Source organism: Nocardia violaceofusca NBRC 14427, from assembly GCF_963869435.1.
Lineage (GTDB): Bacteria > Actinomycetota > Actinomycetes > Mycobacteriales > Mycobacteriaceae > Nocardia > Nocardia aobensis.
Window position 1 is genome coordinate 35,734 of record NZ_CAWMPM010000045.1, and the last position, 26,640, is coordinate 62,373.

Annotated in this window: 15 protein-coding genes and 1 tRNA gene; 7 read left to right on the forward strand and 9 right to left on the reverse strand. The window is 69.1% G+C overall.

From position 1 onward, the window contains the following. From AC5592_RS31655 to AC5592_RS31670, 4 genes are all read right to left on the reverse strand, one after another. Positions 1–1,227: an FAD-dependent monooxygenase gene (locus AC5592_RS31655; RefSeq protein ID WP_063066305.1), complete on the reverse strand. Its 1,227-nt coding sequence runs from the start codon at positions 1,225–1,227 to the stop codon at positions 1–3. 104 nt (positions 1,228–1,331) lie between these two features. After that, complete coding sequence (locus AC5592_RS31660) at positions 1,332–1,613, reverse strand: hypothetical protein (RefSeq protein ID WP_084507485.1); 282 nt, start codon at positions 1,611–1,613, stop codon at positions 1,332–1,334. Between the two features lie 144 nt (positions 1,614–1,757). After that, on the reverse strand, positions 1,758–2,234 hold the full coding sequence (locus tag AC5592_RS31665; RefSeq protein WP_051024253.1) for an iron chaperone: 477 nt from the start codon (positions 2,232–2,234) through the stop codon (positions 1,758–1,760). A gap of 26 nt (positions 2,235–2,260) precedes the next feature. Continuing rightward, a complete protein-coding gene (locus tag AC5592_RS31670) occupies positions 2,261–2,608 on the reverse strand; it encodes a VOC family protein (RefSeq protein ID WP_036498073.1) in 348 nt (115 codons plus the stop codon). A 134-nt stretch (positions 2,609–2,742) separates the two neighbouring features. Between AC5592_RS31670 and AC5592_RS31675 the strand changes: the two genes are divergently transcribed. Together AC5592_RS31675 and AC5592_RS31680 are read left to right on the forward strand one after the other, a co-directional pair. Then, on the forward strand, positions 2,743–5,505 hold the full coding sequence (locus AC5592_RS31675; protein WP_198163984.1) for an ATP-binding protein: 2,763 nt from the start codon (positions 2,743–2,745) through the stop codon (positions 5,503–5,505). A gap of 147 nt (positions 5,506–5,652) precedes the next feature. Then, a complete protein-coding gene (locus tag AC5592_RS31680; protein WP_036505675.1) occupies positions 5,653–8,277 on the forward strand; it encodes a helix-turn-helix transcriptional regulator in 2,625 nt (874 codons plus the stop codon). Between the two features lie 274 nt (positions 8,278–8,551). Here AC5592_RS31680 and AC5592_RS31685 read toward each other — a convergent pair whose 3' ends face one another. Beyond that, positions 8,552–9,370, reverse strand: a complete 819-nt coding sequence (locus tag AC5592_RS31685) for a class I SAM-dependent methyltransferase (protein ID WP_063066292.1) — start codon at positions 9,368–9,370, stop codon at positions 8,552–8,554. Between the two features lie 176 nt (positions 9,371–9,546). Between AC5592_RS31685 and AC5592_RS31690 the strand changes: the two genes are divergently transcribed. Further along, complete coding sequence (locus tag AC5592_RS31690; protein WP_063066293.1) at positions 9,547–16,593, forward strand: non-ribosomal peptide synthetase; 7,047 nt, start codon at positions 9,547–9,549, stop codon at positions 16,591–16,593. Then, positions 16,590–17,285, forward strand: a complete 696-nt coding sequence (locus AC5592_RS31695) for a DUF6875 domain-containing protein (protein ID WP_063066294.1) — start codon at positions 16,590–16,592, stop codon at positions 17,283–17,285. The genes AC5592_RS31690 and AC5592_RS31695 overlap by 4 nt, the downstream gene beginning before the upstream one ends. A 72-nt stretch (positions 17,286–17,357) precedes the next feature. Here AC5592_RS31695 and AC5592_RS31700 read toward each other — a convergent pair. Continuing rightward, a tRNA-Arg gene (locus tag AC5592_RS31700) sits at positions 17,358–17,430 on the reverse strand. Positions 17,431–17,644: 214 nt separating this feature from the next. Next, positions 17,645–18,619, reverse strand: coding sequence for an Acg family FMN-binding oxidoreductase (locus tag AC5592_RS31705; RefSeq protein WP_063066295.1), 975 nt, complete (start codon positions 18,617–18,619; stop codon positions 17,645–17,647). Positions 18,620–18,755: 136 nt separating this feature from the next. Between AC5592_RS31705 and AC5592_RS31710 the strand changes: the two genes are divergently transcribed. Further along, positions 18,756–19,610, forward strand: coding sequence for a universal stress protein (locus tag AC5592_RS31710; protein ID WP_063066296.1), 855 nt, complete (start codon positions 18,756–18,758; stop codon positions 19,608–19,610). On the opposite strand, the gene AC5592_RS31715 is transcribed toward AC5592_RS31710, so the two are convergent. Next, on the reverse strand, positions 19,611–20,546 hold the full coding sequence (locus AC5592_RS31715) for a TIGR03564 family F420-dependent LLM class oxidoreductase (protein ID WP_036505664.1): 936 nt from the start codon (positions 20,544–20,546) through the stop codon (positions 19,611–19,613). It lies immediately after the preceding gene. A 107-nt stretch (positions 20,547–20,653) separates the two neighbouring features. On the opposite strand from AC5592_RS31715, the gene AC5592_RS31720 reads away from it, so the two are divergent. Further along, positions 20,654–22,891, forward strand: coding sequence for a M20/M25/M40 family metallo-hydrolase (locus tag AC5592_RS31720; protein WP_084507490.1), 2,238 nt, complete (start codon positions 20,654–20,656; stop codon positions 22,889–22,891). A 16-nt stretch (positions 22,892–22,907) separates the two neighbouring features. Here the strand turns inward: AC5592_RS31720 and AC5592_RS31725 are convergent, their stop codons facing one another. Then, positions 22,908–24,374, reverse strand: coding sequence for a flavin-containing monooxygenase (locus AC5592_RS31725; RefSeq protein ID WP_063066298.1), 1,467 nt, complete (start codon positions 24,372–24,374; stop codon positions 22,908–22,910). A gap of 457 nt (positions 24,375–24,831) precedes the next feature. Between AC5592_RS31725 and AC5592_RS31730 the strand changes: the two genes are divergently transcribed. After that, a complete protein-coding gene (locus tag AC5592_RS31730) occupies positions 24,832–26,466 on the forward strand; it encodes a long-chain fatty acid--CoA ligase (RefSeq protein WP_036505672.1) in 1,635 nt (544 codons plus the stop codon). Positions 26,467–26,640: the final 174 nt, after the last annotated feature.

Here is a 26,640-nt window from a genome sequence, read left to right on the forward strand (position 1 = left end):
TCAGGGCGGAGGCTGTCCAGGTCGGTGCCGGCCCATCGCGAGTTCCCCTCGCCGCGCGGCCCGCCACCATCGCTGTCCGGAGTCGACGCCACGCCGCATCGTGCGCACGGCGGGTATCTGCATGAGCAGGTGCATCTGGTAGCGCCACGGCATCTGCAGCCCGTGCCGGACCGCCATCGCGTAGGCGAACTGCACGGCATCGCGGTCCAGATACCGGTCGGCGCGTTCGAACCAGGTCATGCTGGCACGGGCGGCGGCCTGAATCGGGCGCATCGCGGCGCGCCGTTGCGTGTCGTAATCCTCCAGCGCGTCGGCGATCTCGCCGTGTTCGTACAGGCTCTGCGCGAGCACGATGGCGTCGATGATCGCCAGCCGGGTGCCCGAACCGATCGTGAAATGCGTCGTATGCGCCGCGTCGCCGAGCAGCACCACATTGTCGTGGTACCAGGATTTGTTGGTCACCTCGGGAAAGCAACTCCACCTTGCGATTTCGCCTCGCGACTTACTGATCAACGAGTGACCGTCGAGTACGCGTTCGAAGATAGCTTCCAGGTCACGCGTATTCGCCGCGTTGTCCGGGGAATCGAATCCCAGCCCCTGCCAGGTCCGCGGTTGGCATTCGACGATGCAGGTGCTGATCTTTCCGGCGATCGACGGATAGGCGTGGAACCAGATCCAACCGGCCGGGGTGTGTTCGAAGGCGAAGGTGAATCGGTGGAAGACCTTGTCGGTGCCGAGCCAGATATAGCGATTGGCGCCGAGTGTCACCGACGTTCCGAACCGATGATCGTCCAGCTGCCGCACCCGGCTGCTCGCGCCGTCGGAAGCGACGACGAGATCGGCGTCGTCGAAGCCGGACAGATCGTGGACTTCTCGGCCATATCGGACGTCGACGCCGAGTTCGCTCGCCCGGCGCGACAGTACCTCGAGCAATGCCGCGCGGCCCATGCTGAAGCCGTAACCCGGGAAGTATGCGGTCCGGTCGTCGCCCACGTGAATGGCCTGTTCCCGCCAGAGAACCGATCCGGCGCGCACCGCCTGTGCGCTGTCAGGGTCGTTCCGATACAGGATGTCGAGCAGGTCGTCCCAGTACACGACGCCCCAGCCGTAGGTGGAGCCGGGAGGATCGCGGTCGATCACCGTTATGGCATGGGCCGGGTCGCGGCGCTTCATCGAGATGGCGAAGTACAGTCCGGCGGGCCCGCCACCGATACACACGATTCTCATTCGGTCACCGTTTCCGCCCGGTTGGTCGAATTCGGTGGCACAGCAACGGTAGTCGATGCGGCCGAGCCCGGCACGCTGGGCGTGTCCGGGCTCGGTCATCGGCGCTAGAAGCTGCCCCAGCCGCCGCCGAAGGGGTTCCACCAGCCGGGGTTCCAGCCCCAGCCGCCCCCGTTACCCCAGCCGCCGCCGTTCCCCCAGCCACCACCGTGGCCCCAGCCGCCGCCGTTACCCCAGCCGGGGCTGTCGACGGATTGGGTCGCGGAGTTCGGTGTGGCGGCGGACGCTTGCGTCGCGGCTGCGACGACCGGAACCGCGGCAGCCGCGGCTATTCCGGCGGCGGCCGCCAATCGTGCGAATTTCGAGTGTGAATTCCTTTTCTTGCTCATGATAGGGCTCCAAATAGCTGTCCCGACCTGCTGGAATTCTACGCGTTTTCGGCGAATGCAAAAGTTGCCGAGACAACCTGTTTCACAATGTCGGGCTGCCGAATCGGCCCGGCTCCGATGTGCCGGGGTCGGCGACGGACGCGTTCAGGCGGCCGCGGCCCGGACCAGGTCCGCGATCCGTTGCTCGTCCGCCGCCGTCAGCGCGGTCAGTGCGTAGGTGACCGGCCACATCGTGCCCTCGTCGAGGCGCGCGGTGTCGTTGAAACCCAGTGTCGCGTAACGAGCTTTGAATTTCTCGGCGCTCTGGAAGAAGCAGACCACCTTGCCGTCGCGGGCGTAGGCCGGCATTCCGTACCAGGTCTTCGGGGCGAGATCCGGCGCCTCGGCGGTCACGATGGCGTGAATCCGTTCGGCCAGCGCACGATCGGCCGGCTGCATCGCGGCGATCTTGGCCAGCACATCGGCGGTGCCGTCCGCCTTCGCGGCCTTGCCGCCACGGCGGGCGGCGGTCTTCAGCTCCCGGGCATGCTCTTTCATCGCGGCGCGTTCCTCGGTCGAGAAGCCCACCGTGGCAGCGGTCTTCGTGGCAGAGGTCTTCGTGGTAGCCGTCTTCGTGGTCATCGTCGTCTCCGTTCGAGTCGGGTATCTCAGTTGTCCTGCAGCACGCCGAGCACGTTGCCGTCGGGGTCGATCACCGTGGCGACCCGGCGGCCCGCGCCGACGTCGCGGATCGGTTCTCCGACCACGGCTCCGGCGGCGGTCAGCTCGGCCAGCTTCGCCTCCAGATCCGGGACCGCCCAGTAGGTGACCGGTGCGGTCATGCCCTGCGGCCCGCCACCCGGAACCAGGCCGACATGGGTGTCGCCGACCTCGAAGCCGACGTAATAGGCGCTCTCGGCACTCGCCGGCACGCCCAGCAACGCGGCGTACACGGCCTTCGCGGCGGCCAGGTCGGTGACCGGGTGCAGCACGGTCCTGATGCCCAGGGTGGTCATGAAATCTCCTGTGGTGTCGTGTTCTTGTGGTTTCCACGGTAGGAATCGCGGCGCCGCGCAACATCCGTGGTGACCACGGAATCCACCACGGATCCGGTACGTGGTGGCACCGGTACGGGCGTCAGAATGGGGGCGTGTCGAAGCAGATCGCCACCGAGATCTCGGCTCGGGAGGCCGAGGTGCTCGCCCTGGTCGGGCAGCATCGTAGTAACGCCGAGATCGCGGCCCAGCTGTACATTTCCGTGCGCACGGTAGAGACCCATGTGTCGTCACTGCTGCGCAAGGCCGGAGTGCCCGATCGGCGGGTGCTCGCGGAACGGGCGGCCGCACTGGGTGATCGCCGACCGGCCGCCGCGCCGGTAACGGTGCTGCCCACGACCTTGACCACGTTCGTGGGCCGGGCCCGGGAACAGGCCGAACTGCGCGCGCTGGTCGCCGCGCATCGCCAGGTGACCGCGCTCGGTCCCGGCGGTGTCGGCAAGACCCGGCTCACGCTGGCCGTCGCCGCGGAATCGGCCGACGAGTTCGCGGGCGGAGTCTGGTTCGTGGATCTCGTGCCGGTCACCGATCCGGAGATGACCGGCGCGGCGGTGGCCCACGCGCTCGGTATCGGCGAACAACCGGGCCGGGATCTGGACGATTCGGTGACGGCGGCGCTGGCCGACCGTCGGCTCCTGCTCGTGTTGGACAACTGTGAGCATCTGCTGGACGGTGTGGCGCCGTTCCTGGAACGCTTGCTGGCGCGCTGTCCGGGGGTGACCGTACTGGCCACCAGCCGGTCCCGGCTGATGGTGCCGTTCGAGCAGGTCTACGCGGTGCCGCCGCTGACCCTGGAGGAGAACGCCGACGCGGTCGCGTTGTTCCTGGACCGGGCGGAGGCACTGGGCTGGTCGGTGCCGCCGGAGCAGACCGATCGGGTCGCCGAGATCTGCGCCCGCCTGGACGGTTTGGCGCTGCCCATCGAACTGGCCGCCGCCCGGCTGCTGACCCTGGGCCTGGACGGTCTGACCTCGAGTCTGTCCGATCCGCTGCGGCTGCTCGTGGGTGGCCGCCGCGCCGACGAGCGGCACCGGTCGGTGCGGGCCACGCTCGACTGGAGTCGAGCGCTGCTGACGGAATCGGATCGCCGGCTGCTGCAGCGGGTGGCGGTGTTCGCCGGGCCGTTCACCGCCGCGGCCGCCGCTGAGGTGACGGGTGGTCCGCCGCTGACGCCGGACGAGGTGCCGGACGGGCTGGCGCGGCTCACCGAACAGAGCCTGCTGACGGCGGTTCCGGCCGGCACCGGTATCCGATATCGGATGCTGGCGACCGTCCGCCAGTACGCGCGGGAACAGCTCGACTCGCTCGGCGAGCTGCCCGAGATGCTCGCCCGGCATCTGGCGTGGAGTCTGGCGACCGCTACCGCACTCGCGCAGCGGTCCGAAACCGGTTCGTGGCGAACCGAATTCGACGGCGTGGCCGACGATCTGCGCGCGGCGCTGAACTGGGCGGCAGCCGAGCCGGGGCAGCGGGCGGCGGCGTCCGGCCTCGCGCTGACCCTGGCGCGGATCGCCTTCACACGCAACCTGATCGGTGAATCACAGCGGCGCTACGAGCAGGCCGCCGCGCTCACCGCCGATCCCTCCGTGGCGGCCGAGGCGCTGCGCGAGGCCGCCACCACGGCCGGGTGCCGGCTACACGGCTCCGAGATGTACCGGTTGTACCTGGCGGCGGCGGAGATCGCGCGCACATCCGGTGACGATGCCGCTGCCGCAAGAGATCTCGCGACGGCGGTGAGCACCTGCTTCCGGATGTCCGATACTTTCGACGAGGCGCCCGCGCTGCCCGAGGTGGTCGAGCTGCTGGCCACGGCCCGCGGCCTGGCCGGAGACGATCCGGCTGCCGCGGCGGCCGTCGCCCTCGCCGAATGTGGTCTCCGAGCCGCGGAATCCGAGGGTCCGCAGGCGATCGCAACAGCCGAACGAGCGGTCGGACTGGCCGGGCGAACCGCTGATCCGCTGACTCGCAGCGCGGCCCTGGACGCGCTGGCCGCCGCCCAGTGGTGGTGCGGCGACGCGGCCGCGAGCGCGGTGACGACTCGCCGCCGGGTCGAGCTGCTCACCGCGGCGCCGTCGACCGCGGCAGGCGCGCTGGAACGAGTCGGCGCGCTGTCCGAGGCCGCGGACAGCTGTATCGGGAATGGCGATCTGGCCGGCGCGCAGCTCTGGGCCACGCAGCTACGTGATCTGCCACTGCTGGCCGAACGCGGCGATCTGGCCACCTCGCGTGTCCTGGTCGCGCGGGCATTGGCCGGCGACGCGCACGCGGTGTGGGCCGACAGCCAGCGGTTCGCCGACGCCCGCGAGCTGGCCGGGCGCGCCCGCGCCCCGCAGTTGGCGGTGTCGGCGGCCGCTGTCGCGCTGATCCACGGCCTGCGCGGTGACCTTCCCGCGCAGGCTCGATGGCAGGCGAGCGCCGCCGAGCTGTCCGGGACGCCGGCGGCCTGGCGAGCGGTCTTCGCCGCCCTTCAGTCGTTGCACGCCGGACATGCGGACCGAGCCTGGGCCGAACTGGCCACCGCACCGGACGATCTGGACGAGCAGGAACTGTGGATCTGGCGGCACTGGTACGTGGCGCTGCGCGCCGAGGCGGCGGTGCTGGCCGGTCGGCCGGAGGCGGCGACGATCCTGGATTCCGCGCGAACCACTGTGGTGGGCAACCCGATCGCCACCGCGATCGTCGGCCGCGGCACCGCCCTGCTCGCCGGCGATCGCCCCGCGGTACTCGCCACAGCAGCCGACTTCGAGGCCGCGCACTGCCCCTACCAGCAGGCCCGCAGTTCGATCCTCGCCCGCGACCCGGACGGCGCGGCCCTTCTGGAATCCCTCGGCCTCGCCCCGAACCGCTCGCCGCAGTGAAGCGTCAACCCTGCCGATGACCACGCTCACGTAGTCGACTACTCGTCTCGGTCTGCGGGCGTACCTGTCTTGCGACCACCGCCGTCAAGGCGTGTAATCGATGTGGGTCGGCGGCTGGAGGTTTCGTTCCGTAACAAGGTCGAGATTATGGTGGCGTGGAAGTGGCCGTTGGTCGGAAGGGATGCCGAATTGGCATTCATCTCGGCGGCCATGCGAGGCCGAGACCATTCGCAACCCGGAGTGGTGATCGCCGGGCCCCCTGGAGTCGGTAAGACCCGGTTGGCGCGCGAGGCCCTGGCCAAGGCCGTCCGCAGCGGTGCCCGGGAGCGTTGGGTGGTCGGCACCAAGTCCGGTCGGTCGGTACCACTCGGCGCACTGTCCAGACATCTGCAGGAAGACGGCGCGGCGAGCGAATCCGGGGGGCCGGCGATTCCCGCCGCACGCGCACTGGCCGCACGCATCGATGGTCGCCGCGTAGTGGTCGGCGTCGATGACGCGCATCTGCTCGACGAACAATCCGCGATGGCGGTGCAGCAGCTGGTCCTGGCGGGCACGACGCCCGTGGTCATGACCCTGCGGGCGACCGACAGGGCACCGGATGCGATCACATCGCTGTGGAAGGACGGGTACCTCGAGCGACTCGACCTGCGACCGCTGTCGCTGCGGGAGGTCACGGTTCTGCTGGAGACCGTGCTGGGCGGCGAACTGGAGCGTTCGAGCGCCGAGCACCTGTGGCGACTCGCCGGCGGCACCGTCTTGTTTCTCCGGCTGCTCGTCACCGCCGAACGTGAGGCGGGCCGGCTGCGGCTCGAGTCCGGTGTGTGGCGATGGTCCGGAGACATAGGGTTACCCACCACCCTGACCTGTTTGATCGAAGCGCAAATGGGCGCCCTCGACCCGCTCGTGCGCGAGGTTGTCGACATTCTCGCGATCGAGGAACCACTCACAGTGAGCGCATTGGAACAACTCGCGGGACGTCGAGCGATCGAACAGGCCGAGGAACGTGGGCTGGTGACGGTGCAACTCAGGGATGGGCAAGCCATGTCCGTGCGCCTCGCCCATCCTTTGTATGGCGAGGTGCGGCGCGATCGAACAGGGACACTGCAGGCTGTTCGCCTGCGCGGAAGAATCGCGCAGGCACTCACCCGGTCGCCGTACAACTCCGCCGCCCGGTTACGGGCGGCCGTCCTGACCATGCAGTCCGACCGCCCGCCCGAACCGAGGCTGTTCATGGACGGCGCGCGCATCGCCCTGGGCCGCGGGGATGCGAAACTGTGTGCGCAGCTCGCCGGTGCGGCGGCGACCGCGGGCAGCGGCCTTCCGGCGCGATGGTTGCGCGCACACGCGTTGGCGATGAACGGGGACGGCGCACAGGCAGAGCGCGAGCTGGCGGCGTTGGCGGAAGTGGGGGACGAGGCTCAGCGTGTGCGGGTCGCGATCGACCGCGTGACGAACATGTTCTGGAGCCTGGGCCGGGTCGATGACGCGAAGCTGATCGAGGCGCGGGCACGGTCATCGATCACCGGTCCTGACGCACGGCAGAGCTTGATCGCGCTCGGCGCCGTCCTCGATCTGTGCCGTGCCCATCCACGGGTCGCGGCCCGGGCGGCGCGAGGTGTGCTCGACAGCGGCTGCGCCGACCCCGCCGCCGTCGCGCCGGCGTGCTATGCCCTTGTCGGCGCACTCGGGGTCCTCGGTGAAACAGACCGGATCGGTCCCTTCGCCGACCGCGGTGCCATCGCAGCGCGCAGTCACGATACGAGTATTTTGCCGATCGCGGTACATATGGAGCATGTCCATGCCCTGGTGAACGCCGGATATCTGCATCGCGCCCAGGAACTGGCCGCCGACGTCCGGGCGATGGCCGCCGACGCTCCGGCCCCGATCCGGACCGCGGCGATGTTCGTGAACGGGCGGGTCGCACTGCGCTGCGGTCGCCTCGCCGAGGCGGTGCGCGCGCTCCGCGAGGCAACCTCCGGCCTGGGTGGGCGCGACGCGTTCGGAATGCGATATGCCTGTCGCGTCGCGCTCGCACAGGCTTTTGCACTCACCGGTGACGCCGACGAGGCGGCGGAGGCGATGGCGGCAGCGGAGGCCGCCCGGCACCCCGGATACTCGTTCCTCGATCCCGAGTTGATTCGGGTACGGGCATGGGTGGTGGCGACCGGGCAGCAGTCCGGTGCCGGCGCGATCGCCATCGCGCACGAGGCGGCGGACTTGGCCGCGAAGAATGACCAGCTCTCACTGGAAGTCCTCGCGCTGCACACAGCAGTGCAATTCGGCGATACCTCCTGCGCCGAGCGGCTGTCGCGCCTGGCGTCCTCGGTGGACGGCCCACGAGCTCCCGCCGCGGCTCGTCAGGCCGCTGCGCTCACCGACCGCGACGGGGCTGCGCTGGATGAGGTCTCCGCGGAATTCGAACGATACGGCGACCTGCTCGCCGCGGCAGATTGCGCTGCGCAGGCAGCAAGCGCCCACGCGTACCGCGGGATGCGGGTTTCCGCGCTCACATCGGCGGCACGCGCCCGCCGCATAGCGACCGAGTGCGGGGCGCACACGCCCGCCATCCGGGCGATTATCGCGATCGACGCCCGGCTCACCGACCGGCAGTGCGAAATCGCGACCCTCATCGGACAAGGCCTGACGAATCAGCAGATCGCGGACCGGCTGATCGTGTCTGTCCGCACCGTGGAAGGCCACATCTATCGCGCCGGGCGGCAACTCGGTGTCAATACCCGTGAGGCACTCGCCGCCATCGTCTGCGGACGGTGACCGACCGGTCGGGGACGGCCGACGCATGGGCGCGGATCGACGTCGCGTACTCCACTGCCGTCGCTGAGGTAGTCCACTACGTGCGCCATCGTGGTCGGCCAGGTCGAAAATCGACGGTGACACCCGCGGCGGATGAAGGTTCGGGGCATCGGTTCATCTGCCACTTGACGGAGCGCGGAGTCGCCAGCGTCCCCTTGTTCAGCGTCCGGAGTGATCGCCCTTGCCCGACAGGTTCATATCGCGTTACCGGTGTGACTCACCGCTGCCCTGTGACTCATTGCTGCGCGTCGGCACGGGCGAACTGCGCGTGCGTCGTGGTGGGCCGCAGGAGCGAACCGAGCGGAATGTGGTAAGCGACAGCGAAGGGGATCGGACCGCACAGGCCGCGGCCGGCCGGCAGCCGCAACTCGGTCACCGCGCTGATCGCCGGGTTGTCGCGTGGCAGTCGCGCGGCCTGACGCGCCGTCAGGTGGAACGGCATGGGCGGCCGGGTGGAGTCCGTGTCCTGGTGGGAGCGCCTGCGCAACCAGCCCGGAATCGTGTCGAAGACCATTTCCCCACCCGGAAAGGCGTGCGCACACACATCGATCAAGCCGAGCGCGTCTGCGGGCTGCAGGTACCCCAGCAGTCCCTGCGCGGTGATCAAGATCCCCTCTTCGGCATCGACGCGTTCGATCCAGCGGGTGTCCTGTACCGAGCACCCCATGACCTCGGCTCGCGCGTCTTTCGGCATGACCTGCTCACGGACCCCGATGACGCTGGGCAGATCGACCGACAGCCAGCGCAGCGAATCGGAGTCACTACGCCAGAATCCGGTTTCCAGCCCGTCGCCCAGCGCCACGACGACACCTCGCGGATGCCGGCGGGCGAAGTCGGCGACGGCCCGATCGAAGCACAGTGGCCGCAACGCATGCGATTGCCGCACCCGCCCGAACCCATCGAAGTCGTAGTCGATTCGCCGATACGCCTGAATCGCGACCGGATCGATGATCAGTGGCCGCGGCCGCATCGCCGCATGTGCGCGGTCTCGCAACGTCCACAGGGTCGTCGCCGAGAGCTGATCGAGTGTCACCGTCACCTTGCGTTCGGACATGAGTTCCTCGCTGGTGCAATCAGGCCGCCGGATATGTCGCGGATTCAGGTGAGACACAACGCCCGGAACGGTGGGGCACGCGCCGGTACTTCGGTCGGCGTGTTTCGGAGTATTCCACATTCGCTGAACGCGCGACCTCGGGACGGGGGCACGTTCCGACGCGAAGGGATGAGCGCATGACCTGCGAGGATTCGACTGCGAGCCCGGAGACCGCGTCCGCTCTGCCCCCGGGAGCGTTCGAGCTGTCACCGGCCCAGGCAGGTCTGTGGCATGCCCAGCAACTCCTGCCGTCGGTGCCGCTGTGCGTCGCTCACGTTCTCGATATCGAGGCCGAGCTCGATGTGGCCCTCCTGGAACGGTGCGCCCTGGTCGCCGGACATGAATTGGGTTCGCCGTTCCTCACCTTCCTGCGCCACGACGGCCGGGTCGTCCAGCGGGTGGACCACAGCCTGCCGCGCACGATTCGGATCAGCGATTTCAGCGACCATCCCGACCCCACGGCAGCCGCCCGGAAATGGATCGACGCCGACCTCCGCGCGCCCATCGACCTTCTCGTCGACGAGCCGGGGTGCACGCACCTGATCCGAGTCGGCCGCCACCATTACTGGTGGTACTCGCGTGCACATCACGTGGGCATCGACGGCATCGGCGCGATGATCTTGTTGCGCCGCACCGATGAGCTGTATTCCGCGGCGCGCACCGGAACCGAAGCCCGGCCGTCGGGCGCCCTCGCGCTGCCGGACATCGTCGAGCGCGAGTGCGCCTACCGTCGCTCCGCACGCGCCGAGCGCGACCGTACCTACTGGCAGGAGTGCCTCACCGGCCTTCGTGCGGTGCCCTCGCTCAGCGGCCGGGTGGCCCCGCCGTGCGCCGTTCCGCTCGTCGCGCGTGGCGTACTGCCCCCGGATTCCGATCACGCGTTGGCGGCGGCCTCCGATCGCTTCGATGCGCAGACTCCCGTGCTCATCGTGGCGACGGCGCTCGCGTATATCGCCCGGATGACGGGGGCGCGCGACGTTGTCGTCTCGCTCCCGGTCGCTGCCCGAACCACCGCGGCATTGCGTCGCTCGGCGGGCATGGTGGCGAATACCGTCCCCCTGCGTGCACACGTCGGTTCGGACACGACGGTGGCAGACCTGGTCCGGCAGGTGCGCCTGGCGGTGACCGGGGCCCTTCGCCACCAGCACTACAGGCTCGAGGACATCCGGCGGGACCTGGGGCCGGCAGTCGGGGGTCGTGGTGCTCTCGGGCCGGTGATCAACCTGATGCTCGTCGATGAACCGCTGCGGTTCGGTGGCGAGCCGGCCGGCGTGGAGGTGCTGCCCGCAGGTGGCGTCGAAGACGTGGCATTGCATGTCTACCGATTCGGCGCGCACGCTCCCTTGGGCATCGACCTCTCGGGGAATCCGGCCCTCTACACCGACGCCGTCCTGACCGGCCACCATGCCCGGCTCCTGACGCTGTTGAACGCGGTCGTGGCGGCCGAGCCCGATACCTTGGTGTGCACGCTGCCGATGCTCACTCCCTCGGACGAGGCGAACCTCCACGATCGAGCGGGCGAGCACCACGAAACACCTTCCTTCGCGGTACTTCCCGATATTCTCGCCGAAGGCGCGGCACGCGCACGCGCGAGCGCCGTCGAGGCGGAGGGTGTCCGATGCGGGTACGCCGAACTCGACGGCCGGTCCTCGCAATGGGCCCGCGAGCTCATCGCGGCGGGGGCGGGACCCGAAACCGTGGTGGCGGTGCTCGTCGATCGGTCGCTCGCTTCGGTGCTGGCGTTCTGGGCCGTCGCCAAGACCGGCGCGACGTGGATGCCGATCGATCCCGCGACCCCGGAGGACAGGGTCGCCCGGATGCTCGCCGACGCTCGTCCGGTAGCCGGGCTCACCGTCGGCGAATGCGCCGGTGGGCGATCCGGCGGGCTGCGGTGGATCGCCGTGGACGACCCGGAAACGTGCGCCCGGGTCGGCGCGCGCCCGTCTTCGCCCGTTCTCGATTCGGAGCGGACCCGCCCGTTGCACAGCGCCCACCCCGCCTATCTGATCTACACATCCGGGACCACCGGCTCGCCCAAAGGCGTGTCGATCACCCACCGCGGACTGGCGAATCTGACTCGATACATCGTCGAGCACTATCGGGTGCGGCCATGTTCACGCGTGTTGCTGGCGCACGCTCCCGGCTTCGACGCGGCACTGCTCGAACTCCTCGCCGCGTTCGGCGCCGGTGCCACCATGGTCGTCTGTCCGCCCGAGGTCATCGGCGGCAGCGCACTCACCCGGCTGCTTTCGGGTCTGCGGATAACCCACTACCTGTCCACCCCGGCGGTGCTCGCGACAGTGGATCCGGCCGCGCTGCCCGAACTGGAGACGGTCGTCACCGGCGCCGAAGCGTGCCCGCGAACCATCGCGGCGGCGTGGAGCGAACGGCATCGGCTGATCAACAGTTACGGCCCGACCGAGACCACCGTGATCGCCACCCAAACCGAACCGCTCGGCATCGACGGGCCGATCACGATCGGCACACCGGCGGCCGGTGCGGAAGTGGTCGTGCTGGACCGGCGGCTGCAGCGGCAGCCGCGCGAGGCGAGCGGTGAATTGTATGTATCGGGTCCAGGCATCGCCCGTGGATATCACCGCTCCCCTGCCCTGACCGCCACCCACTTCGTCGCCGATCCCTACGGTCCCGCCGGTAGCCGGATGTATCGCACGGGCGACCTGGCACGGCGGCGCCTCGACGGGGCCTTCGACTACCACGGCCGCGGTGACAGCCAGATCAGCCTGCGGGGTATCCGGGTGGAACCGCATGAGATCGAATCCGCGTTGGCGGACGACCCACAGGTCGCCCGCGCGGCGGTGGCGATCCATCCCGGCCCCTCCGGTGACGTGCTCGTCGCCTACCTCGTCCCCGCCGGCGCCGAACTCGCCGCCGATTCGGTGCTCTCGCGCGTACGGCGTGCGCTGCCGCAACCGCTCGTACCGACCACGGCGATCGTGCTGCCCGAACTGCCGCGGACCGCCAACGGCAAACTGGATCGCGCCGCGCTTCCCGCTCCGGTGCTGACCCCGGCGCGCCATCGAGCGCCGCGGACCCCCACCGAGGAGGCGGTCGCGGCCACGATCGCGCAGCTACTCGGCATCGCGCGGGCCGGGCGCGACGACGACTTCTTCGCCCTGGGCGGCCACTCGCTGGCCGCTACGCAACTCGCGTCACGGCTGTCCGAATCCACCGGTGCGGTGCTCGGGGTGCGTGACGTTTTCGAGCATCCGACCGTCGCCGCCTTGGCGCGTCGTATCGATGCCGGATCCGAGGGCGCCGCGCTGGTGAAACTCACCCGGCGAGATCCACGTCCGGGACGCATCCCGCTCGCGCCCGCACAGCGACGACTGTGGATCGCCAACCAACTGGATCCGGACAGTCCCGCGTACAACATGCCGTTCGCGGTCCGGCTCGACGGCCCGCTCGACACGGGCGCGCTGACCGATGCGCTGCGCGATGTGCTGGAACGACACGAACCGTTACGAACGGTATTCCCCGCCGATGCCCACGGGCCGACCCAACGTGTGCTGCCGGTAGACGAGATACCGCTCGACCTGTCTCCCCGGCCGATCGAGCCGGACGAACTCGGCGCACGACTCGCGGCGCTGGCGTCGGCGGGTTTCGACGCTTCCGTCGAGCCGTGTTTCCGGGTCACCCTGCTGCGGTTGGCCCCCTCCGCGCACGTGCTGGTGCTCGTCCTGCATCACCTGGTGGCCGATGGTTGGTCGATGAGGCCGCTGGCCCGCGATCTCGGTGCCGCATACGCCGCTCGCCATGCTGGTGACCCGCCCGGATGGTCCCCGCTACCGGTCTCCTATGCCGACTACGCCCTGTGGCACACAGATGTTCTCGGTGATACGTCGAACCCCGACTCGTATGGCGCGGAGCAGATCCGGGGCTGGCAGCAGCGACTGACGGGCCTGACACCGGAGCGCGTGCCGGCTTCCCGTCCCGGCGCGATCCGTCGCACCGCTCGCGGCGACCACATCACATTCACTGTGGACCCGGTGTCGTGTCAGCGTCTGTCTCGCGTCGCGCACACCGTCGGCGCGACAGATTTCATGGCCTACCAGGCATTGACCGCGGTGTGGCTGCAACGCCTGTCCGGCGGCGGTGACACCGTCGTCGCCACGCCGACCAGCGGTCGTGGCGATCGCCGGCTCGACGCGCTGGTGGGTATGTTCGTCAACACGATCCTGTTGCGCGCGCAGGTGGAACCCACCGACAGTTTTCGCCGCATCCTGTCGCGAGTCCGGGATTTCGACATCGCCGCATTCGCGCAATCCGACGTTCCGTACGAACAAGTCGTCGCGGCGATCGGCGAGTCCGATCTGCAGCCGGCACAGACGATGCTGATCGTGGAGACGGCCGTCGGCGAGCAACCGACGCTTCCCGGGCTGCGGCCCACCGAGGTTCCCCTCGAATTGTCCGTCGCGCGGTTCGACGTGGACATCACACTGACCCAGCGGCGCGACTCCGCCGGGACCGTGATCGGCGTCGACGCGCGACTCGGCTACGCCGCAGACCTTTTCAGCCGTCGCACCGCCGAGGCGTACGCCCGCATGTTCTCGACGCTGGCCACGACGCTGGCAGAAGACCCGGACACGGAGCTCAGCCGGCTCGCACCGGCCACGCCGCCGGTCATACCGTCCGATCCGCCGCCACCCGTCCGAACACTGCCCGAACTGCTCGCCGCCGGCGCGCACCGAAACCCCGACGGACTCGCCATTCGAGATGGCGACCGCGCTCTGTCCTACCGGGCACTGGAATCGCGGGCGGCCCGCTTGGCGCGCGAGCTGATCGAACTCGGCGTGGGGCCCGAGCAGATCGCCGCCGTCGCGATCCCCCGCAGCCTCGAATCGGTCCTCGCCTGGTGGGCCGTCACGATGACGGGGGCCGCGACGCTGATGATCGACCCCGAGCAGCCCCGCGGGCGGATCGCGACGGTGATGAGCGACGCACGACCGGTCGCCGGAGTCACGTTCGCGCGTCATGCCGCGGTTCTGCCGCAACCTGCCCGCGGCTGGGTGGTCCTCGACGATCCCGAGACCAGTGCGCGAATCGCCGGCCGGTCCCCGGGCGTGGTGACCGATGCCGAACGCACGCTGCCACTGCACGTCGATCACCCCGCCTACGTGACGTTCACCTCGGGCACCACCGGGCGGCCGAAGGGGGTCACGATCACCCACCGCGGGCTCGCGGCTCTGACCGCACACCTGACCGACCGCTATCGCGTCGGAGCCGACGCCCGGATAGCGCACGCGCACGCACCCGTCTTCGACGCCTCGCTGCTCGAGCTGTTCGCCGGATTGAGTTGCGGCGCAACCTTGATCGTCGTTCCGCCCGGCATCGTCGGCGGCGCCGAGCTGACCCGGTTGCTCGCGCGCGAACGCGTGACCCACTACCTGTCCTCCCCGGTCGTGCTGTCGAGTCTCGACGCCGAACAACTGACAGATCTTCGAACGGTGGTCACCGGCGGCGAGCCGGTCGATACCCGGGTGATCACCCGCTGGGCACACCCGCAACGCCGTCTCATCAACAGCTATGGACCGACCGAAGCGACCGTCGTGTCCACCCAGAGTGAGCCGCTCACGCCGGGCGGGCCGGTATCCATCGGGGCACCCATACCCGGCGTCGGCGTCCTGCCACTGGACAGGTGGCTCGCCCTGCGCCCGCCCGATGTGCCCGGGGAGCTGTATCTGGCCGGCCCCAGCCTCGCCCGCGGCTACCACCGCGACGCCGCCGCCACTGCCGCCCGCTTCGTCGCCAATCCCTACGGCCCGCCGGGCAGCCGCATGTATCGCACGGGTGATCTCGTATGCCGTTGGGACAACGGGAGATTGGATTACCACGGGCGGGTCGACAATCAGATCAACCTGCGCGGGCACCGCATCGAGCCGGGAGAGATCGAATCCCTGCTCGCCGCCCACCCGCAGGTTTCGCGCGCGGCGGTCGCGGTGTACCACCAAGGGCTCCCCGACGCCCGGATGGTCGCGTATCTGGTCCCCGAAAACGGCGCGGTCGATGCGGACGACGTGCTCGCCAGGGTCCGCGAGTTGCTACCGAGCCACCTCGTTCCCGCCAGTGCGTGCGTGGTTGCCGCCCTGCCGACCACTCCGGCCGGCAAATTGGACCGCGCCGCCTTGCCCGCACCCGCACCCGCGTCGGCGCGGCGGCCCGCCTCCGGCGATGTCGAGAAACTTGTCGTGCGGACTGTCAGTGAGCTACTCGGCGTCGAAGACGTCGCCGCGAACGACAACCTCTTCGCGCTCGGCTTGCATTCGCTCACCGCCACCGAACTCGCCGGGCTCCTGCGCGCGCGCACCGCGACGCCGATCACCGTGCGCGATATCTACACCCATTCCACACCCGAATCGCTTGCCGTACTTCTCGATCGAGGCGTGGCCGCACCGGACGCGGCCGATCCGGATGCCGCGCTGCGTACCGTCCTGCCGATCCGTGCGACCGGCACACTACCGGCGTTGTGGTGTATCCACTCCGCGATCGGTCTCTCGTGGTCGTTCGCCGGCTTGGCCGGTCACCTCGACCCCGAGACGCCCATCTACGGACTGCAAATGCCCCAACTCACCGATCCCGCTGCCGAATTCGACTCCATCGAAGAGCTCGCCGACCATTATCTGACCGAGATTCGGGCACACCAGCCCCATGGGCCGTACAGCTTGCTGGGCTGGTCGCTCGGCGGTTCGATCGCCCATGCGATCGCCGTCCGGTTACGGGCCGACGGCCAATCCGTTGCGCTACTCGCGATGCTGGACAGTGCGGTGCTGACCCACGAGGCCTTCGCGGACGACGCACCGGACGCCGCTCGAATACGGCGCCTGCTGAACCGGTTCGCAATACACACGGAATCGCTGGATGACCGGCATCGTGACAGGCTGTGTCGCGCCGGCGTGAGCACGATCGAGATGGCCCGGCGCTACAGTCCGGCGCGCTTCCCCGGCGATCTGCTGTATTTCGGTGCCGCAGGGCGGCCGGACCCAGATCTCGGCGTGAATTCGTGGCGGCCGTTCATCGAAGGAACCATCACCACACTGCGCGTTCCCGCCGACCACGACGAAATGACGAGTGCCGCGGCCTTGGAATTCATCGGGCCGCGGCTACGGACGCACATGCCGCGCCACCCACACCGTGTAGATGGCCTCGACCCCGAGGAGACACCATGACTACGCCGATAACCACACTGACCGGACATCGTTCCGGCGTCGAATGGCTCAACCTCTTCGACTCGGAACCGCCGGACCCCCGCGCGGCGCGGTTGGCGCAATGGTCTCGGGAGTACCTCACCGCACCGCACGAGGAACTCGGCCGACCGGGCGCCGTGTGCCCGTTCATCAGCCAGGCGATCGCGAAGTGCCTGTTGTGGGCGACCTTCGTGGACGGTGATGTAGCCGTACCGACACTCGATGTGGTGGTCGACGATATGTACGACCGGTTCGTCCACCTCACGACGATCTCGGATTGGAAGCGCCCGCACGCACTGATCACGGTGCTCACGGAGTTGTCCGATCACACCGTCATCGACGAGGTTCACGCTGCCCGAAAGACGCAGTTCGTCGAGCAGGGGTTCATGCTGGGGCAGTTCTACCCCGGCTGCTCGCATCCGGGGCTGTGGAATCACGACTTCCACCCGCTGGACACGCCCTGGCCGATGATCGTGGCCCGGAACATGATGACAACGGACCTGCCATTCCTGATCGCCCGCCCCGACTGGCTGCGGGCCTACTTCAAAACCTTCGCCCCCGCGCTGCCCACCGCCCTCCGATCTCGTCTGGCCGAAGATCTGTGCGACCGCGGAGACGCGATAGCGGACATCACCGCCAATCACGCCCTCATCGGATCCGAGTACGCCCGCTGACGGAGGAGGACGCCGTAGCAGATGCCCGGCAGCGGCTCAGCGTGGACACGCGCCGGCCGGCGCGCGGGTATGTGCCCTCGGCAGGATTCGAACCTGCGACACCCGCTTTAGGAGAGCGGTGCTCTATCCCCTGAGCTACGAGGGCGTAAACCGTGCGTGACAGTGTGAAAGCCCCCGTTTCACAACGGGTTTCGCACGTGCCTCGCGGTGGTCCACGGTGCCTGTGCCTCCCGGGGGTGACGAACAGGCGTGGTCAGTCTAGCGTGTGGCGGGCCGGTGGCCAGTTCGCCAGGGTGGTCCGCGCCGGCGGGAGGTAGCGCACCGCCCGGGTCCACGGCGGAATCCGGCGGTCACGCGCCTCACCGCGGCAACGACAGGAAATCCTCGACCGGGCGGCGCGGGGTGGGCGGGACGAAGGTGTCGTGGGGTGCGGTGCCCAGGCGGATGAGTACCTGGGGTATGCGATCGGGGTCGGGGAGCAGGCTGCTGATCGCGCGGACGGCGGCCGGGATTTCGGTGATGTGGGTGAGGGGGCAGGTCGCGAGTCCGGCGGCTGTGGCGGACAGCAGGGCGGTGGACAGGGTCTCGCCGGTCGCCAGCCATTCGTGCGGGGTGTTCTCGGCGGTGCTGAGCACCACCAGGGTGGCGTGATCGGCTTCGCCGGTGCGGTGCGGACTTCCGGGCGGGATCGGGAAATCGCGGCCGACGTCGACCAGTGCGGCCTCGCGCGCGGTGGGCAGAGCGGAGGACGGGATCCCTTCGGGAAGATCGAAATTACCTGTCCACCAACGTAATTCGTTCTGGTACGGGGTGTCGAACTGCTGCATGGCGGCGGTCTGCTCGGAGGCGGCGGCGAGTCGCGGACGCACCGAATCGTCGACCGCGTTCACCCGCACACCGTCGATCTCGGCCACCTCGCGCAGCTGCTGCACCAGCTCCGGCCGGTCGGGCGCCGACATCGGGAGCCGGTCGGTGCGGCGCGCGCGGATCGCGGCGGCGAGGGCCCGTTCCCGATCCGACGGCGCGCGCGGCGGCTCGAATTCGGCGACGGCCAGCAGGTCGTGCAGTCCTTCCTCGGGAACGTAGGACACCGTGATCGGATGCCCCTGCTCGGCGAAGGCGATCCGGGCGTGGTGCAGATTGGCGCCGCAGCTGATCACCTCCTGCCGCCCGCTCGGATCGGCCACCTTCAGTTGCCGGGTGGAATCGCTGAACAGGTGCAGGCGGGTCCCGTCGAAATCCCAGTGCCAGGGCTGAGTGTTGTGCACGGACGGGGCGCGGGCGGCCAGCCGCAGGGCCGCGACGATGGTCGAGCGGTCGGGAACGTGCTGCATGATGCCTCCCAGAGCGATATTTCGTCGGGTGCATTCGCCAGAGTATTGCCAGTATCGCAGTTGTCACCAGCGCGGCCGGTAGGGTGGGGGTGTCTTCGCCCTGGAACGCTCGTGAACCGCTCGGAAGGTGGGACGCATGGCCTCGAAGGCGCCCGTGGTGGTGGGAGTCGACAGTTCCGACGACGCGCTGCGGGCCGCGCGCTGGGCCGCGAATGACGCGGCGCTGCACCGGGTTCCGCTGGAGGTGATCTCGGCGGTGCCGCCGGTTCCGCAGGACCGTGCCGCGGACGAGGGCGTGCGCGCCTACCACGAGCGCTCGCGCGAGCAGGCGCAGCGCGCCGTCGCGCAGGCCGCTCGGGTGGCGGCCGATATCGCCCCGAAAATCGACATCGACACCGCCGTCATCGATGCGCCGATCATTCCCGCGTTGCTGTCCCAGGCCGACGAGGCCCGCCTGGTGGTGGTCGGCGCCCGCGGGCTCGGGGCATATCAGCGCAGCCTGCTCGGCTCGGTCAGCACCGCGCTGGTACGGCACGCTCGCGGCACGGTCGCCGTGGTGCCGGCCGATCCGCTGCTCGGTTCCGAACGTCCGGTGCTCGTCGGATACGACGATTCCCCTTGCAGCGCACAGGCTCTCGCGATCGCCGTCGACGAGGCGCGGCGGCGCCGGACCGATCTGGTGGTGGTGCACACCTGGCAGCGGTTCGGCGCCTACCCCTCTCCGGCGGCCCTGGAAGAGGAGGGCAACCGGCTCCTCGACGCCGCCCTGGCCGCGCACGAGGATCCGGACGAACCGATTTCGGTGCGGCGGGTCGTCGTCGAGGATCGGCCGGTGCGTCGCATCCTCGACGAATCGGCCGCCGCGCAACTCGTCGTGGTGGGCAGCCACGGCAAGGGCGGATTTCCCGGAATGACGCTGGGTTCCACCAGTCAGGCGCTGATGCACAGCGTCGAATGCCCGATCGTCATCGCCCGGCCCCGCACCGAATGATCAGGCGGTGAGTTCGGCCAGCAACTTCCAGGTGCGCAGCTGATCGTCCTCGCCGGCGAGATCGGTCTGGTGGATCTGCAGTTCGGTGGCACCGGCGTCGACATATGCCCGCAGGCCGCGGGCGACGTGCTCCTCGTCGCCGATCAGCGCCACATCGACCGCGTGCGCGACCCCCTCGCGGTCGAGAACCGCGCGGTAGGAATCGAATTGCTCGTAGAACCCGAGCGCCTGCGCCGCGGTCTCGCGCACCTCGTCGGCGCGATCGGTCACCACCGCGACCACACCGGCGATCACCTGCAGCGGCCGCACCGGATTCGCCGGGCGGGCCCGCTGCAGTGTGGGCACGATATGTGATTCCAGCGTGCGCGGCCCGGCGAGGAACGGCAGCACGCCGTCGGCGGCCTCGCCCGTGGCCCGCAGCGCCAGCGGGCCCATGGCGGCCACGAGCAGCGGGATATCGCCGCCGCCGTGCACCGTCGTCGGGATCGGCGGGCGGGCGTATACCCGCTCGCCCTGGACATCGACGGTGCCGTCCTCGATGGCCTGGCGCAGCGCGATCAGATATTCGCGCAGCCGCCGCACCGGCTTGTCCTCCCGGATGCCGAAGGCCGCCGATTCCAGTGGCGGAGCGCCCAATCCGATTCCCAGGCGGAAGCGGCCACCCGACGCGGCCTGTGCGGTCTGGGCCTGCGACGCGACGACCAGCGGATGACGCGGATTGATCGGCACCACGGAGGTGCCCACCCCGATCTCCGGCACGGCGAGTCCGACGACCGCCGCGAGGGTCAGCGCATCGAGATCGTATTTCTGCCCGAACCACACCGAGCGCACCCCGGTGTGCTGCGCCGCGGTGGCGAGTCGGAGGACCTCGTCGACGTCGTTGGCCGCGTCGGGTCGCGGCCACACCGACACCCCGATCGGAACTGGAAGGCTCATCGGACCGAGGCTAATCCGCGCATCGGCCGATCCCACCGTTGTGCTCGGACGGATCGAAACCGTTGCCGTGGCGGCCATTTGCGCGTCGCCGCCGTTACCATCGCACGATGGGGCGTCGAGTATCGGGTGTGCTGGCCTTCGCTGTCCTGGTCCTGATCGCGATCGCGACGGCCTGGGAGCAACAACCGCACGGATATCGCGACGTCGCGACCCCGGCCGGCGAGTTCAGTGCCGAGCGCGCGCTGGCGACGATCCGGGAGATCGCCTCGCGGCCGCATCCCGTCGGCACCGCCGAACACGACCGGGTGCGCGACCATCTGGTCGGGAAGCTGCGAGAGCTGGGGTTGGACACCGATGTTCGCTACGGAGTGGGCCGGTATCCGGTGGATCCGCATCGTGCGGTAGCGGTCCTCGGGCAGACCGGAAATATCGTCGCACGTTGGCCGGGGAGCGGCGCGACCGGCACGATATACCTTGTCGCGCATTATGATTCGGTGCCGCCCGGCCCCGGTGCGAACGACGACGGGGCCGGCGTCGCGACCGTCCTGGAGACGGTGCGCGCGTTGCGGGCGAGCGGACTGCGGCCGCGCAACGATCTCGTGGTGCTGTTCACCGATGCCGAAGAGGTGGGCCTGCTCGGCGCCGAGGCCTTCGCGAGCTCCGGCGCCGCCGATCCGCGCGGCGGTGTGGTGATCAATCACGAGGCACGCGGCGCCGGCGGTCCGCCCATGCTGTGGCGGCTCAGTCATCCCGATGCCGGGCTGATCAGCGTGGTCACCGGGGTTCCGCATCCGAACACCGATTCGCTGTCCACGACCCTGGCCGGTGATCAGACCGGGAGCACCACCGATTTCGCGGCGCTCGATCCGCACGGCTTCCGGGTGCTCGACTGGGCCTTCGCCGGCCGGAATGCCTACTACCACAACCCGTTCGACGATCCGGACCATGTCGACCTCGCCACCGTGCAGCAATTCGGTGACAACACCACCGCCGCGGCGCGCGAATTCGCGGCGCGGGATCTGCGGGCCGCGGCCGATCAGCCGGATCGCGCGTACTTCCCGCTGCCGTTCGGTGCGCTGGTGGTACTGCCGCTGTGGGTGGTGGTCGTGGCCGCGGTGGCCTCGGTGCTGCTCGTGGCCTGGGTGGTGTGGCGGATCCGGCGGACCGGCGAGGCCACGATCGGCCGGACTCTGGCCGCGGCGGCGACCGCGTTGGTGGCGGTTCCGATCGGAATGGGCGTCGTCTACGGGTTGTGGACGGCGATCACGGCGATCCGCCCGGAATACCGCGCGCTGTTCGTCGATCCGTACCGGCCGCAGTGCTACGGCGCGGCCGTGGTGATGGCCTGTGTGGCCGTCCTGGCCGCCTGGTACGCCCTGTCGCGGCGGCTGTTCGGGCCCTCCGCGACCGCCGTGGGTGTGCTGTGCGCGGTGACGGCGATCGGTGCGGTGGTCACGGCCCTGTCACCCGCGGCCGGTGTGATGGTGGTGATCCCGGCGCTCGCCGCCGTCGCCGGCGTCGTGCTGACCTTCACGGTGCCCGATCGCCTGCGGTTGCCGGTGCTCACCCTGTTCCTCGTCCCGGCGGCGGTATTCGCCGGTGGCACCGCATACGCGGCATTGCAGACCGGAATCGCCGCCGCCGCCTGTCTCACCGCGCCCGTGGTGCTGGTTCTCGGCGGGTTGTTAACGCTCACCCTGACCCATGCGTGGCCGAGCCGCCGCGGCGTTCTGGTCCCCGTCGCGGCGGTGGTCGTCACGGTGGCGCTCGCGGCGGCCGGGACGATGGTCGACCGGTTCGACGCACGGCATCCGCTGATGTCGCAACTGTCCTATGCGCTGGATGCGAACAGCCGCGAGGCGCAGTGGATTTCCACCGCGGCGCCGGATCGGTGGACGCGAGAATTCGTCGAAACCGGTTCTCCGCACGGAGCATTCGCGCAGTTGTGGACCGACGCGGCGGCCGTCGGCGCCGCCCCGGCGCACGACCTCCCCGGTCCGGCGGCCGATATTCTCTCCGATCGCACCGAGGCGGATCTGCGCACCGTGCGACTGCGGCTGCGGTCCACGCGCGGGGCCACCTCCGTCGCGCTGCGGTATTCCGGGCAGGTCCGCTCATTGACCGTCGCGGGGCGGGACATCACACCGGTGCCTGCCGCGGGGGTCCGGTTCTACGCGCCGCCCGCCGCGGGGGTCGAGGTCGAGCTCACGGCGCCGCCCGGGCCGCTCACCCTCCGGGCCGTCGACTACAGCTGGCTCCCCGATGCGCATCTCGCCGACGCACCGGCGGACATCTACTACCGGCAGGACAGCGCGGTCGCGGTGTTCACCACCATCCGGCTGTGAACGCCGCGGTGCTGAATCAGGATCCGGCCACGCCCTCGGCATAGTCGGCCGGGTCGAAACGCCGTGTCTTCCACCGGAACAGGAGGGTGGCGCCGGGCCAGTTGTTGGTGATGCGGCCGGAGGCGTTGCGGTACCAGCTGGAGCAGAAGTTCCACGGCGTATCGGCCAGGCGCTTGCGCAACCAGTCGTCCCAGGCCTGTTCGGCGGCGGGCTGCGCGGCGAGGAAATGTCCGGGTTTCGCGGACAGATACTCCACCACCTGCCGGATGTAGCGGGCCTGTGATTCGAGCATGTAGATGATGGAGCCGGAGCCCACATTGGTATTGGGCCCGTACATCATGAACAGGTTCGGGAAGCCCGGCACCGACATGCCCAGGAACGCCCGCGCGCCCTCCGGCGCCCATTCGTCGGAGAGTTTGCGGCCGCCGAGACCGTAGATGTGCATCGGCGCGAGGAATTCGGTGCCCTTGAATCCGGTGCCGTAGATGATCACGTCCACCGGATGCTCGACGCCGTCGGCGGTGCGGATCCCGTTCGCCGTCACCGCCTCGATGGCGGTGGTCTCCACGCTGACATTGGGCTGGGCGAGCGCCGGGAAGTACTCGTTGGAGAACAGTCCGCGTTTACATCCGGCGGCGTAATCCGGAGTGAGCTTGGCGCGCAATTGCTCGTCGGGCACGGCATCGGCGCGATGGCGGTCGGCGATCGCGATCACCGGATGTTTGATCCACGGCACGTCGGTCAGGGCCAGCGCCATGACCTCGAAGAAGGTCCAGATGGCGAAGCGTTCGGCCCACCGGCTCGGCGGAAAGTATCTGAACAGCGCGTGATGCAGGCCGGTGTATTCGGTATCGAATTTCGGCAGCACCCAGGCCGCGGAGCGCTGGAACAGGGTGAGATGTCCGACGGTCGGCTGAATGGCCGGAATGTATTGGATCGCACTGGCTCCGGTGCCGATGCACGCCACCCGCTTACCGGTGAGATCGACGTCGTGGTCCCATTCGGCGGAGTGGAAGGCGGAACCGGTGAAGGTGTCGATGCCGGGGATGTTCGGCATCGCCGGCCGCGAGAGCTGGCCCACCGCCGGAATCAGGACATCGGCGGTGAGGATCTCGCCGTCGGCGGTGCGCACCTGCCAGACGCCGCGCGCGGCATCGAATTCCGCATCGGTGACCTCGATGCCGAAGCGGATCTTGCGGGGCAGATCGTGCTTCTCGGCGACCGCCCGCATATACGCGTGGATGTCGCGCTGCTGGGAAAAGCGGCGCGGCCAGTCGGATTTGGGTTCGAACGACCACGAGTACAGCGGGGAGGGCACATCGCAGGCCGCGCCCGGATAGGTGTTCTCCCGCCAGACGCCGCCCAGATCGCCGGCCTTCTCGACGATGGTGAAATTGTCGATACCGGCGCGCTGCAATTCCAGCGCCATGCCGAGGCCGGCGAATCCGGCGCCGATGATCAGGATGGATGGCCTTGCAGTCATAGTCGAAGAGTAGAGCCCGCGGCGGTCGTTTCCGAGAGATCAGCGGCCAACGAATACATATTTCCGGCCACGCCCGGGGCTGCCGCCGCTGGACCGGACAGGCGACTCCGCTGGACAGTTCCGGGCCGTCGAATTTACTATCTATACCAGTTCCTCTTCAAAAAGCCTGTCCCGGTGGGCATTTGGCGCTTCGACGGCGCTGCAGGGGGTGTCGTCGCGTGTCCGCGGCCCTTCGGGACGGATCTGCCGCACCCGGGTGCACCCGGACGGCAGGGACGGCTGCACGTGGCGATCAGGGGTTCGCCACGTGCAGCCGATTCATCCCATGTCTGTGCTGTTCGCGCCGCGTGTCGCGGAAAAATGGACCATCCGGTCGGGCCCGTAACCGCTACGTCCGGTTTCGGCTATCCTCGCGGCAGGTGTGACGTCGTTCACCGGTGAAGGAGTGCGGTTACTGATGTTGAGCACGATGCAGGACGATCAACTGTCGCTGGCCACCCTGCTGCGATATGCGTCCACGTTCCACGGCGATGCCACGGTGTCGACGTGGACGGGCGACGGGGTGCGCACCATGACCTATCGGGAATTGGGTGCGGAATCGGCGCGGCTGGCCAACGCGTTGCGGGGGCTGGGGATCGATGTGGGCGATCGGGTCGCCACGTTCATGTGGAACAACAACGAACATATGGTCGCCTACGCCGCCGTGCCCGCGATGGGCGCCGTGCTGCACGCGCTGAACCTGCGGCTGTTCCCCGAACAGGTCACCTACGTGGCCAATCACGCCGAGGATCGGGTCGTGATCGTCGACGGCTCGCTGCTGCCGATGTTCGCCAATTATCTGCCGACGCTGAAGACCGTCCGCCACGTCATCGTGGCCAACGGCAACGCCGCGGATCTGCCCGCCCCCGAGGGCGTGCAGGTGCACTCCTACACGGAACTGCTTGCGGGACAACCGGATACCTACGATTTCCCGGTCATCGACGAACGCTCCGCGGCCGGGATGTGCTACACCTCCGGCACCACCGGCGACCCCAAGGGCGTGGTGTATTCGCACCGGTCCAATGTGCTGCACGCCATGCAGGTGCTGACCAACGCGAGTATGGGATTCACCTCCTCCGACACCGTCCTGGCCATCGTGCCGCTGTTCCACGCCAACGCCTGGGGCCTGCCGTACGCCGCGATGCTGTCGGGGGCGAGCGTGCTGATGCCCGACCGCTTCCTGCAACCGGCGCCGCTGCTGGAGATGATGGCCGCGGTGCAGCCGACCTTCGCCGCGGCGGTGCCGACCATCTGGGGTGGCGTGCTGGCGCAGTTGGAGGCGAAGCCGCAGGACATCACGCATCTGCGCGAGGTGGTCGTCGGTGGGTCCGCGCTGCCGCCGTCGATGATGCGGGCCTTCCAGGAGAAGCACGGAGTGCGGCTGCTGCACGCCTGGGGGATGACCGAGACCTCCCCGCTGGGCAGCGTCGCGCATCCGCCCAAGGGCGTGACGGGCGAGGACGAATGGGAGTACCGCTACACGCAGGGACGGTTCCCGGCCCTGGTCCAGGCGCGTCTGGTCGGCGACGACGGCTCGGTGCTGCCCAACGACGGCGAGGCCGTGGGCGAACTCGAGGTGCGCGGCCCGTGGATCGCGGGGGCCTATTACTCACCCGAGGGCGCGTCCGTCGACCCGGACAAGTTCGACGACGGCTGGCTGCGCACCGGTGACGTCGGCAAGATCACGCCCAACGGCTACCTCACGCTGGTCGACCGGTCCAAGGATGTCATCAAGTCCGGCGGCGAATGGATCTCCTCGGTCGATCTGGAGAACGCGATCATGGGGCATCCGGCCGTCGCGGAGGCCTCGGTGATCGGGGTGCCGGACGAGAAGTGGGACGAGCGGCCGCTGGTCGCCATCGTCCTCAAAGAGGGCTCGACCGCCGAACCGGCCGAATTGCGCGACTTCCTGGCGGACAAGTTCGCCAAGTGGCAGTTGCCCGAGCACTGGACCTTCATCGACGAGGTGCCCAAGACCAGCGTCGGCAAATTCGACAAGAAGCGGTTGCGGGCTCGGTATGCCGACGGCGAACTGAGCGTCACGACGCTGTGAGGTCGAGCGTCACGACGCCGTGAGATCGAGCGTCACGACGCTGTGAAGTAGAGCGTCACGAAATACCGCAGCCGCGGCCGGAACATCCGGTCGCGGCTGCGGTGTGAACGGGTCGCGGACACCGGAGTCGGCCGGGTGGGGGATCTGTTGGCGCTATGTCAACAAGGTGTCGTA